The following is an 11,751-nucleotide window of genomic DNA, read 5'->3' as shown; positions in this document are numbered from 1 at the left end:
CTAGCGCAGGACGACGGTGCGGATCTCCCAGGGGCCGAGGACGAGTTCGAGCCCGTCCCCGGTCACCGGCTCCGCGGCGATCGGCCGGCCGAGCAGGTCGACGGTCGTGGCCTCGGTGAAGGCGCCGGTCACCCGGACGGCGGCCGCGGTGTCGCGCAGGGCGGCCAGCCGGACCTCGGTGCCGGGCCCGTGCTCGGGGTCGGTGACCCGGCGGACGCTGGACACCTGGACGTCCTGGCCGTCGACCCGCACCCCGGTCGCGTCCGGGGGCAGCGGGCCGCCGCCGGTCGCGGTCCCGCGGGCGACCAGGACGTCGGCCCGGAACTCCTCGGCCAGCGCGACCGCGTCCGCGTCCTGCCAGCCGCTCGCCGAGGGCAGTACGGCGAACCGGTTCTCGATGCGCATGCCGAGGTCCTGCGCGCCGGGGACGGGGATCTCGCTCGCCGCGGGTTCGTCGCGCAGGGGGTGGAGGTTGACGCTGATCGAGCCGATGGCGCGCAGCAGGGTGAGGGCGAGGGCGGAGCCGTCGTCGACGAGTTCGTACTCGGCGGAGTGGTCGAGCAGCACGGTGGCCGGGCCCGCCGACACGAAAAAGCTCGCGGGGAAGGTCGGCAGGGGGTACTCGCCCCAGCCGCCCTCGGCGGTCAGCCCGCGCTCGGTGACGGCGAACTGCCCGGCCGCCGCGGAGGTGGTGACGGGTTCGGGCAGCGGCACGTGGAAGCGCAGCCGGTGGTCGGCGCTCTGGTTGAGGAACGCGGTGGCGATCCGGACGAACGGCTCGCCCGCGCGGACCTCCACCACCATGTCCACGGGGGTCGCGACGGTACGGCCGTCGCGCCGGTCCCGGTCGCCGTCGACGAGCGCGGCCGGCCAGTCGTAGACGCGGGTGACGCGCAGCCGGGCCCGCAGCGGGCCCTGGTCGAGGAGTTCGACGCCGACCCGGGCCGGCTCGGAGACGAGGACGTCCTGCGCCGGCGGGGCGTAGTTGTAGCTGTCGCCCCGGTCGCCGCCGTCGACCAGGCGGCCGACTCCGGACAGGACGGTGCCGTCGGGTCCGGTCACCTCCAGGGTGCCGTCGGCGGCCACCGTGACCTCGACCAGACCGTTGGAGAGGCGGTCGGGTGCCGCCGTCACCGGCTGCGCCGCCAAGGAGGTGGGCCGGTCGGCCGGCTCGACCCGGAAGGCGGCCAGTCCGCCGGCGGGGACGGGCACGGCCACCAGCGCGGTGGCCCGGGCCTGTGCCAGGGTCCGTACCCGCCACTCCCCCGGGTGCGCGGCCGCGGCGGCGGCGACCTCGCCGCGCAGGGTCATCAGGTCGAAGGGTCCGGCCGGTGCCTCGGCGAGGTGGAAGACCAGGGAGTTCGGGGTGAGTTCGTAGCGGTCGATGAGCAGGCCGAACAGCTCGCGGCGGTGGATCCGGCGCAGCACGCGTTCGAGCTGCGAGGCGTCGAGCCGCTCGTCGCTGAGGACGGTGGGTGCCTCGGAGACCAGCTGGACGGGGTGCGCGGAGCCGTCGGCGGTGGTCGCGACCAGCGTGCGCCCTTCCGGTGCGGCCACGACGTCCACCTCGACCAGTGCCGTACGGGGTACGGGCAGCGGGTTGGCGACCAGGTGGCCGTCGCTCGGGACCAGGGCGGCGGGCTCGGCGAGGGCCGCGTCCCGGACCGCGCGGGCGGTCTGCGTGGCCTCGGCGAGGCGGGCGGCGACCTGGTCGCAGGTCTCGTCGGTGCCGGAGCCGACCACCGAGTCGTGGGCGGTCGACTCGATGATCTTGTGCCAGGCGAGGGCGAGGAAGTGCGACTCGTCGCGCCGGGACCACAGGGCGTTCATCCGCTCGGCGTGGTCGACGGTCCGCTCGGCGAGGGCCATCCGCTGCTTGAGCCCGAGCCGCACGGACAGCACGCCCGGCAGGATGTTGCCCCGGACGTGGCTGCGCAGTTCACCGGTGACGACGGCGGTCACCTCGTCCCGGACGTGCTTGCGGAGGTACTCGTCGAGCGTGCCGACGGTGATCGGCCGCTGCTCGCCGGAGGCCCGCCGCAGCCAGTCCCCCAGCTTCGGGTCGGGCGCGTTGTGGTCGGTGCCGGCCATGGCGAGGAGCGGGTCGCCGCCCCAGCGTCCGGCGGTCAGCTCGGCGTACTCGGCGAGTGCCTGCCGGATCCGGTCCGGTACCAGCAGGACGTCGAGTCCGTTGTCGTACCCGTCGAAGAGGAACTCGGTGCGGACCTCGGAGCCGTCGGGGGCGCGCCAGCGGAAGGCGTGGCCGTCGACCGAGCCGGGCACCCCGCGCCACAGGGCGGCGTGCTCGATGCCGGCGCGGGCCAGGATCTGCGGCATCTGCGCGACATGGCCGAACATGTCCGGGAGGTAGCCGATGGGCATGGCCCCGCCGAGGCGCTCCGCGGCCGCCCACCCCATCTGGAGGTTGCGGACGATGGTCTCGCCGGAGCAGAGGAACTCGTCGAGCAGGATCAGCCAGGGTCCGACGGCCAGCCGGCCCTCGCGGACCAGGGCGGCGACCCGCTCACGGTTCTCCGGGCGCATCTCCAGGTAGTCCTCGACCGCGGCCATCTGCCCGTCGACGGTGAACCGGAAGTCCGGGTCGGCGTCGGCGGTGGCGAGCACGGTGTCGAGGGCGGTGACGAGGCGGTGCCGGAACACCTGGAACGGCTCGTACCACTCCCGGTCCCAGTGGAAGTGGGGCACGAAGACGGCGGAGTCGGGCATGACGTGGGGCACCTTCCGGGTGGTCACTTGAGGGAGCCGGCGGCGAGACCGGTCCGCCAGAAGCGCTGGAGCAGGATGAACACGATGATCACGGGCACGATCGACACCAGCGAGCCGGTGATGATGGACTGCTGCAACAGGGGAGCCCGGGCGGTCTGGCCGTTCCACTCGTACAGGCCGAGCGTGATCGGGAAGAGGGACTCCTTCTGCAGCATCACCATCGGCAGGAAGAAGTTGTTCCAGATGGCCACGAACTGGAACAGGAAGATGGTCACCAGGGCCGGTGTCATCAGCCGGAACCCCACCGAGAAGAAGGTGCGGAACTCACCCGCGCCGTCCAGCCGCGCCGACTCGATCAGCTCCTGCGGGACCGCCGCGTTGGTGAAGATCCGCGCCAGGTAGACGCCGAACGGGCTGACGATGCTCGGCAGGAACACCGCGAAGTAGGTGTTGACCAGCCCGGTTGCCGAGAACAGCAGGAACAGCGGCAGGGCCAGCGCGGTGGTGGGCACCAGGACGCCGCCGAGGATGACGGAGAACAGGAACTCCCGCCCGCGGAACCGGAACTTGGCGAGGGCGTAGCCGCACAGCGCGGAGATCAGGGTGCCGACGGCCGCGCCCAGCACCGCGTAGATGACGGTGTTGAGGATCCAGCGGCCGAAGATGCCGTCGCTGCGGGTGAACAGGACATGCAGGTTGTCGAACAGGTTGAAGTGCGAGAACGCCAGCCCGTTGGTGGAGGCGAGGTCGCCCTGCGGCTTGGTCGAGGCGACGACCAGGAAGTAGACCGGCAGCAGGAAGTAGACGGCCAGGAGCAGCATCAGGCCCATGGCGGCGGTCCGGCTGACGCGGCTCTCTTTGATCACGGAGGGTTGGTTGCTCACAGGCCGGCCTTCTTCGAGGTCAGTCGCATGAACCCGAAGCTCAGGACGAAGGTGATGACGGCGATGACGACGGAGATGGCCGCGGCCTGCTGGTAGTTGTTCCCGGAGGCCACCGTGTAGGCGAGCATGTTCGGGGTGAACGTGCTGGAGATGTTCGAGGAGATCTGCCGCAGCACGGCCGGCTCGGCGTACAGCTGGAGCGTGCCGATGATCGAGAACACCGTGGTCAGGACGATCGACGGGGCGATGATCGGGACCTTGACCCGCCAGGCGATCGTCCAGTTGGAGGCGCCGTCGATCTTCGCGGCCTCGTAGAGCTCCTGCGGGATCGACTGGAGCGCCGAGAACATGATCAGCATGTTGTAGCCGGTCCACAGCCAGGTGGAGACGTTCGCGGCCGACCAGAGCACGGCACCCGGGCCGAGGAAGTCGGGGTGCAGCCCGACGCTGTTCAGCAGGTCGACGACGGGGCTGAGCTGCGGCGAGTAGAGGTACGACCACATGATCGCGGCGATCACCCCGGGCACCGCGTACGGCATGAACGCGGTGATCCGGAAGAACGCCTTGGCCTTGAGCAGCGGGGTGTCCAGGAGCAGCGAGATGGTCAGCGCGACGAACAGCATGACCGGCACCTGCACGATGCCGAACAGGCCGATCCGGCCGATGCTGGACCAGAACTCGGTGTTCTGGAACACCTGGACGTACTGGTCGAAGCCACCGAAGGTCGTGTACGAGGTGCCGTACTGCCCTCCGCTGCGGCGCACCACGCGGAAGCTCTGCCAGAGTGCGTAGCAGACCGGCACCAGGTAGAAGAGCAGGAACGGCAGGAAGAACGGGGTGACGAAGGCGGCGATGGTGCCCAGCCGGGGGCCGCCGCCGTCGAGACGACGACGGCGGCCCCCGGTCGGCGGCACCGCGCTGGTCGGGCGGGGCGCGATGTCGGTCATACGGCGGTCACTTGCCCGCCTCGGCCGGAATGGCCTGGTCCTTCATCGACTTCAGCGCGGCGGCCTGGGCGGCCGCGAGCGCGTCGGTGAGGGTTCCGTCGCCGGCCGCGGCCTTGGCCATCGCGTCCTGGAGTGCCAGGTTCACCGTCTTCTGGGTGGGGCCCCAGCTGAAGCTGGTGTCGATCTTCTTGGACGAGTCCGCGAAGACGTCGAAGATCTTCTCGTTGTTGTAGTACGGCACGCCCTTGGAGAGCGCCGGCAGCTTCAGCCCGTCGACGGCCGCCGGGTAGAGACCGCCCAGCTCGTTCTCCATGGCCAGCGCCTGCGGGTCGCTGTTCAGCCAGGTGTTGAACTCGACCGACTCGTAGAGGTGCTTGCTGCCCTTCATGAACGCGACGGTCGAGCCGCCCCAGTCACCGGAGGAGCCGTTGGTGCCCCAGGTCGGCATCGGGACGATCGACCACTTGCCCGCCTGCTTGGGCAGGTTGTCGCGGAACATGCTGTAGCCCCAGGCGGCGCCGACGTAACTGGCGATCTGGTCCTTCTGGTACGCCGCGTACATCTGCGTCGACCCGTTGGCGAGGTCGGTGCGCACCAGCTTCCCGGAGATCAGCTTCTGCCAGTAGTCCGCGACCTGCTTGCTCTGCGCCGACTCGACGCTGACCTGCCACTTGTCGCCGGAGTAGCCGTACATGTGGGCGTCGTTCTGCCAGAGCAGGCCGTTGAACCACTCGGCGTTGTTCGGGTCGAAGAACGTGATGTCGAGGTTGGGGTCCGCCTTGTGCAGCTTCTCGGCGGCCGCAGCGTACTCGTCCCAGGTCGTGGGGACGGCGACGTTGTACTTCTTGAAGATGTCGGTGCGCACGAACAGGGCCATCGGGCCGGTGTCCTGCGGGAGGGCGAACACCCCGGTGTTGCCGAAGCTGGTCTGCGACCAGGTCCAGGGCACGAACTTCGACTTGGCCGCGGTGGCCGCCTTGCAGGCGGAGGCGTCCACGAAGGCGTTCTGGGTGCGCAGGTTGGGCAGTTCGTCGTAGCCGACCTGGGCGAGGTCCGGCGCCTTGCCCGCCTTGAGGGCGTTGCCGAGGGTGCCGTACTGGTCGTTGGAGATGTTCTTGGTCTCGACCTGGACGTCGGGGTGCTGCTTGTTCCACAGGGCGACGACCTTGTCCATGCCCGGAACGGTGTTCCAGTACTGGAGGGTGACCTTGCCCTTCGCCGGTGCGCAGGACGAGGCGGAGGACGCCTTGTCCGACGTACCGGACGAGGAACATCCGGCGAGTACGACGATGCCCGCTGTGGCGGCCGCGGCGGCGAGGCGGGTGCGTGTGGCTGTGCTGGTCATGTCTTCCGTTCCAGAGAACGCCTGGCGAAGGTCGGCAGGCGGGTCGACGTTGACACCTGGAGGCGGATGCCTTCTGGTTGGAATCAGGTTCCGTGAGCGGTAACGTGAGCGCTCACGGGAGCGGTAACGGGAAGTGATTGGGAGTGTGGGCTCCGGTCCGCCGGAGTGTCAAGGCTCAAGACGTCGGACCCGGCATACTCGGTGTCCCTGCGACGCGGTCGCGTCGGCAATTGCACGGAGGTGAGAGATGGCGCCGTCGGGGACCGGACCCCGCAGGGTGACGATCGACGATGTGGCCGAGGCCGCGGGCGTGTCCCGGCAGACCGTGTCACGCGCGCTCAACGACAAGGGCGAGATCGGCGTCTCCACCAAGCAGCGCGTCCTGGACGCCGCCCTCGAGCTGGGCTACCGGCCTAGCCGGTTCGCCCGGGGGCTGGTCCGGCAGGACACGATCAGCGTCGGACTGGTGATCCCCGATCTGCTCAACCCGTTCTTCACCGAGGTCGCCGCCGCCGCGCTGGACGCGGCCCGGGGCCGCGGCTGGCACGTCGTGGTGTACGACACCGGCGACCGCGTCGAGGAGGAGCAGGGCACCCTGGAGGTGATCGCCGCGCAGGTGGACGCCGTGGTGGGCTATCTGAGCCTGCCGGAGGACGAGATCGCGCGGCTCACCCGGGGGCTGCCCGTCGTCCTCATCGACCGGAAGAGCCCCACCGAGCGGTTCAGTTCGATCCGGATCGACGGCGAGGCGGGCGTGCACGCGGCGATACGCCACCTGATAGGGGCCGGGCACCGGCACATCGGCATGCTGGACCACGCGGAACGCTCCGAGCCCAGCGTCCGGCACGAGTGGTTCGACACCGCGATGTCCGCGTGCGCGCTGGACTCCGGTTCGGTGGCCCGCGCCGACCAGAGCGTGGACGGCGGGGAGCGCGCGCTCCAGGAACTCCTGGCCCGGCACCCGCACCTGACCGCCGTGTTCACGTTCAACGACATCATCGCCTTCGGAGCGTTGCGCGCCGCCCGCCGGCTCGGCCGCCAGGTCCCCGGGGATCTCGCCGTGCTGGGCTTCGACGGCCTCGGCCTGGGCACCCTCGTCGAGCCGGCGCTGACCACGGTGGCCCTGGACACCCGCCGCCTCGGCGCGCTCGCCGTCGAACAGACCGCCAGACTCCTGACCGGAGCCGCTCCGCTGCGACCCGACGAACTGACGGTGGGGGCGGAACTGCGGCTGCGCGAGTCGGCGTAGCCCTCCGGGGATGGGACGGGGCCGCCGGGACCGTACGACTGCCCGGTCCGGCGCCTCCGGCGGGCCGGGCGTGCGTTCGCTGAGCGGTCCGCCGTCGGTGCCGGCCAGGCGTGAGCGGGGCACCGGGTGCGGTCGTCGACTCGCTGCGGCCCGGTGGGGGCTTGTCGCGCAGTTCCCCGCGCCCCCAAGGAGGTGGGCCCACCTGTCCTGGCTCAGGGGGCGCGGGGAACTGCGCGAACGGCCCCGCCGGTCCGCAGCCGCCAGACGACCGCACCCCCGCCCCACCCTCACGCGGTCCGGTGCCGCGCAGGCGGATGTACTCGGACCGCCCGTCCCGACGGCATCGGCGGAGGTGGCGGGTCGCACTGGGTGCCGCGGCGCGGGTGCCCGGTCGCGGGCGTCGTGCTTCAGGAACCTCCCCCGGGCCCGCGGGCGCGGCGGTTGCGCCAGCGGGTCACCAGCCACAGGACGTTGATCCCGCCCAGGGTGACCAGCACGGCCGCCGAGTCGGCGTTGCGCGCGAGACCGTGGTCCGGGCCCAGTCCGCGGGCCGCGCGGACCAGCAGGGTGAGGTCGGCGGGAAGGGTGACGGCGGCCATGAACGCCAGGCAGGCCACCGTGCCGGCCACGAGGACGACGCTGTAGAGGCGGACGGCGCGGCGCTCGTGCGGCGGGAGCCGGGTGCTCGGGTCACCGGCCGCGGCGGGGCGGGAAGCGCCGGAGCGGGCAACGCCGAGGTGGGTGGCGCGCAGGAGCCGTCGGAACCGGTAAGCGCCGGAGCGGGCAACGCCCAGGTGGGTGGCGCGCAGGAGCCGTCGGAACCGGTAGCGGGCGTAGGCCAGACCGTCGCCGTACAGATTCCGGCAGCCGGTGACGTCCTGGAGGACGAAGTAGAGGTCGGTGCGCGTGAACACCATGCACTGGAAGGGCAGCGGCAGCAGGGCCAGCAGCAGGGCGGCGGCGAGCAGCCGGTGGACCGTCGTCCCGGTGGGCGTCAGGGCGAGGACCGGCACCAGGGCCGAGGCCACGGACAGGTTGAGGGCGATACCCGCCAGGTAGGCCGTCAGCCGGTGGCGGCGGGGCGCGAGCTCGATGCCGCTGATGTCGGTCTGCATGACGAGGAACTGCAGCCGGGTGCCGAGCCGCATCCTCCCCGGCACACCCGCGGCCCGGGCGGTGACCAGATGCGCCAGCTCGTGGGCGAACAGCAGCGCCCACCCGGCCGCCGCCCCGGTGAGCAGGACCAGGCTGCCGTGCGGGCTCCACAGCAGGTCTCGGTAGCCGGGGACCAGGTCGGGACGGCGGATCAGGACGGCGACGGCGGCCGTCAGCAGTACCGCGACGAGCACCGGGAGCGCCGGGTGCAGGGCGAGCCGGACGGCGCGGGGCCGCAGCCACGGCAGTGACGCGCGCGGCGGCACGGCGTCCGCGACCGGGCGGTCCCCGATCCGTGCCACGAAGCCCAGGGCGGCCAGGTCCCTGACGAAGTCCGTGATGTCGAGTTCCTCGCCGGTCTCCTCGCGCAGCAGCTCCGCCGTGCGGGCCACGCTCAGTCCCCGGCCGAGGAGTTCCACCGCCCGGGCCCCGGCCGCGGGCAGGGCGACGAAGGTCCGGGTGGCCATGCGGCCCACGATCCACTCGTCCCGGTCCCGCCGTATCCCGAGGTCGTGCAGCAGGACCCGGGTCGACGGCTCGATCCGGGGCCGGTCCATCGCCGCGGTCTCCGTCACGCGAGCTCCCCGGCCGGCCGGGCCGCGCGGGCCGCGCCACAGGCGGGGCAGTCGGGGCGGCGCTCCGAGCGCTGCATGACGGGGTCGCCGGGCAGCATGAGGTTGAGGCCGAACCGGCATCCGGGCTCGACCGGCGGGATCCCGCACAGCAGCATCAGCGCGGCATGGGCCAGCAGGCTGCCGGACAGGCCCGCGGTCACCGCGTTGACCGGGTTCCACGGCATCCGGGGTGAGGCGACCTCCTCGTCCTGGCCGGGCGCGAGCCGCAGATCGCGCCGCTCGATCTCGGCGCTGCGCAGACACTCCCAGCACGCACCCCGGCCGGGCGTGAACACCCCGACACTGACCAGCGGCCCCCGGTATCCGGCCTCGGCCCACGACGTGCCGGATGCCAGACAGACCTGGTTGGCCCACCTGCGGATCACCGCGGGCCGGTCGGCGGCCAGCAGCAGCACGTCGTACTTCGCGCCGCCGTCGCAGCCCGTGGTCAGCAGTTCTTCGAGGTCCGCCGGCCCGTGCACCTCCCGGCGTTCGCCCGTGACCGTCGTGTCCGAGTTCAGGTCGTGCAGTGCCGCCAGCGCCGCGTCGATCTTCGGCGTGCCGAGGTCGCCCTCGCCGAAGAGGGTCTGCCGGTTGAGATTGGACAGTTCGACGACGTCCGGTTCGACGCAGTGCAGCCGGCCCACCCCGGAGGCCACCAGGTCCCGTGCGGCGGTCCCGCCGGTTCCGCCGACGCCGACCAGCAGCACCCGGGCCCGGCGCAGCCGCAGCTGCGGCTCCCAGGCGCTCTCCCGGGGCCGGAGGTCCATCCAGCGCAGCAGGGTCATGCCCCTGCCGTACCGCTCGCGTTCCCGTTCGGACAGCTCCGCGGGCGGGGCGACACCGGCGTCCTCCACGTATCCGGCCATGGTCAGGTCCGTGATCGCCTGGGCGATGTCCGGGGCCGGCAGCCGCAGTCCCGGATGGCGGCGGGACACCTCGGCGACGATGTCCGCCGCGCTCCGGGTGCCGTCCATGGTCTCGACCAGCGTCCACACCCAGCCGTCGGGATCCGTGACCTCGGCCCCGATGCCGTGTACGACACTCCCGATCCGCACATGGCCGTCGACCGTCCGGTAGGCCCGGTGTTCCGGCTTGATCCGAGGCCGCCGCATCGCGGGTACCGTCATCTTCGCGCCAATCTCCTGAGCCTCAACTCGCGAGTGGACCAAGGACGTTGACAAGGGTTGCCGGTACGGCGAACTCTGGCAAGAGCACGTCAATCACCGCACGCCACCGCCACCACCGGGAGGACATGGCATGCCGAACAAGATCGAGATCCGGCCGCTGGACAAGAAGGAGACCACCGGCGACAGCGGTGGCAACGGCGGCAGCTGACCCAGACGCCGATGCCTGACCGTTACCTCACGGTCGCGGAAGTCACCGACTCGGCGAGGCGGCTGGTCTCCCGGTTCCCCGGGACCGGCCGGCTGCGCCGGATCGGCACGTCCCGGGCCGGCCGCCCGCTCCTGATGCTGTCCGTGGGACACGGACCGCACCACGTCCTGGTGGTCGCCCGGCCGCACCCCGACGAGCCGGTCGGCGGCACGACCGCGATCGCCCTGGCGGAGCAGGTGGCGGGCGCCCTGACGGAACGAGGGCCGAGCGGCCCGGCACAGCGGGGGCCGAGCGCCCCCGTGGCGCGGGGACCGCGCGGCGACCTGCCGGCCACGGCGACCGACCCGTCCCTCGTCACCTGGGACATCGTCCTGTGTCTGGACCCGGACGGCGCCGCGCTGAGCCGGGGCATCGAAGAGGCGACGGCCCGGACCGGCCGCACCCTGGCCGACTACTACCGCGCCGCCTACCGCCCGGTCGCGGCGGAACAGCCGGAGTGGGCACCCATCGAGTCCCGGGAACTCCCCGAGAGCCAGGCCCTGTTCGACGTCATCGACGAACTGCGGCCGGTCCTCCAGTGCTCCCTGCACAGCGTCGAGGCGGGCGGCACCTGGGTCCAGTTGACCCGCGCCCTCCCCCCACTCGCCACACCGTTCGAGAAGTCGGCCGCTTCGCTCGGCATCCCGCTCCAGCGCGGCACGTTCGACGCCCTGTACTGGGAGAACCCCGGCCCCGGCATCTACGTCCTGCCGCCGCCGGAGAGCGCCGCCCGGCTGGCCGCCGGGTCCGAGAACATCGGGGCGTCGACCTGGTGCGCTCCCGGGCGGTACGGCGGGGTCACGGCGATCGTCGAAGTACCGCTGTGGGCGACCGACCTGGCCGACGACCCGTCCCCGCACCCGGATGCCGGTGCCGTCCTGCGCGGCCTGGCCGGGCTGGTACGGGACGGCGGACGGCAGGTGACCGCCGTCCTCGACAAGGCGCGCCCCTTTCTGCCGCCGGCCCGGGACTGCGCGCCCAGACGCGTCCTGGAGTGGATGGCCGACGGCCTCTACGACCTGGTCGCCGGTTCCTGGGAACCGCTCGCCCGGCAGGCGGCCGACGGTCCGCCGGGGCTGACGACGGCCCAGGTCTGCGCGCTGGACATCGTGGCCCGCCGACAGCCGCTGCGCGCCGCCGGTCTGCTGCTACGACTGCTCGAGGTGGCGGACGACCCTGCGGCGCCGGGGCTCCACCGCGACCTGGACGGCCTCTTCACCACCTGGTGCACGGACTTCGAGAAGACCCTGCGACTACGCCGGGTACCCGCGCGCCGGCAGGTGGCCCACCAGACCCGCACGGTCCTGGCGGCGGCGGAGAGCACACTGACCGCCTTGCACTGACCTTCACCGGTCCACTACGCCGATACGCCCAGATCGCTTGGCCTGGGCAACCGACCTCGTCCGAAGCGTCGCCGACCCCGACCGGCGGAACAGCGCACCGCGCTCACCTG

8 protein-coding genes are annotated in these 11,751 nt (G+C 72.1%); 2 read left to right on the top strand and 6 right to left on the bottom strand.

All coding sequences use genetic code 11. The annotated features are described in order from the left end of the window. From ACWDGI_RS03260 to ACWDGI_RS03245, 4 genes are read right to left on the bottom strand one after another with little or no spacing between them, the layout of a single operon-like run. The gene (locus ACWDGI_RS03260) at positions 1–2,727 is read right to left on the bottom strand and encodes a glycoside hydrolase family 38 N-terminal domain-containing protein (RefSeq protein ID WP_450754798.1); all 2,727 of its coding nucleotides are present in this window, start codon (positions 2,725–2,727) and stop codon (positions 1–3) included. Positions 2,728–2,750: 23 nt separating this feature from the next. Further along, positions 2,751–3,557: a carbohydrate ABC transporter permease gene (locus ACWDGI_RS03255; RefSeq protein WP_360477581.1), complete on the bottom strand. Its 807-nt coding sequence runs from the start codon at positions 3,555–3,557 to the stop codon at positions 2,751–2,753. A 50-nt stretch (positions 3,558–3,607) separates the two neighbouring features. Next, the gene (locus tag ACWDGI_RS03250) at positions 3,608–4,558 is read right to left on the bottom strand and encodes a carbohydrate ABC transporter permease (protein WP_450754796.1); all 951 of its coding nucleotides are present in this window, start codon (positions 4,556–4,558) and stop codon (positions 3,608–3,610) included. 7 nt (positions 4,559–4,565) lie between these two features. Beyond that, positions 4,566–5,903: an ABC transporter substrate-binding protein gene (locus tag ACWDGI_RS03245; protein WP_450754794.1), complete on the bottom strand. Its 1,338-nt coding sequence runs from the start codon at positions 5,901–5,903 to the stop codon at positions 4,566–4,568. 247 nt (positions 5,904–6,150) lie between these two features. On the opposite strand from ACWDGI_RS03245, the gene ACWDGI_RS03240 reads away from it, so the two are divergent. After that, positions 6,151–7,152 carry a LacI family DNA-binding transcriptional regulator gene (locus ACWDGI_RS03240; RefSeq protein WP_450754792.1) on the top strand — a complete coding sequence of 334 codons (1,002 nt, stop codon included), beginning with the start codon at positions 6,151–6,153 and terminating at the stop codon, positions 7,150–7,152. 407 nt (positions 7,153–7,559) lie between these two features. On the opposite strand, the gene ACWDGI_RS03235 is transcribed toward ACWDGI_RS03240, so the two are convergent. Together ACWDGI_RS03235 and ACWDGI_RS03230 are read right to left on the bottom strand one after the other, a co-directional pair. Next, a complete protein-coding gene (locus ACWDGI_RS03235) occupies positions 7,560–8,882 on the bottom strand; it encodes a hypothetical protein (RefSeq protein ID WP_450754791.1) in 1,323 nt (440 codons plus the stop codon). Continuing rightward, a complete protein-coding gene (locus tag ACWDGI_RS03230) occupies positions 8,879–10,051 on the bottom strand; it encodes a HesA/MoeB/ThiF family protein (protein ID WP_450754789.1) in 1,173 nt (390 codons plus the stop codon). The genes ACWDGI_RS03235 and ACWDGI_RS03230 overlap by 4 nt, the downstream gene beginning before the upstream one ends. Before the next feature lie 219 nt (positions 10,052–10,270). Here ACWDGI_RS03230 and ACWDGI_RS03225 point away from each other — a divergent pair, with 219 nt between their 5' ends. After that, positions 10,271–11,641 carry a M14 family zinc carboxypeptidase gene (locus tag ACWDGI_RS03225; RefSeq protein ID WP_450754788.1) on the top strand — a complete coding sequence of 457 codons (1,371 nt, stop codon included), beginning with the start codon at positions 10,271–10,273 and terminating at the stop codon, positions 11,639–11,641. The last annotated feature ends 110 nt before the right edge of the window (positions 11,642–11,751 follow it).

It is taken from the genome of Streptomyces sp. NPDC001220, assembly GCF_053597895.1.
This window is presented reverse-complemented; position numbering and strand designations above follow the sequence as displayed.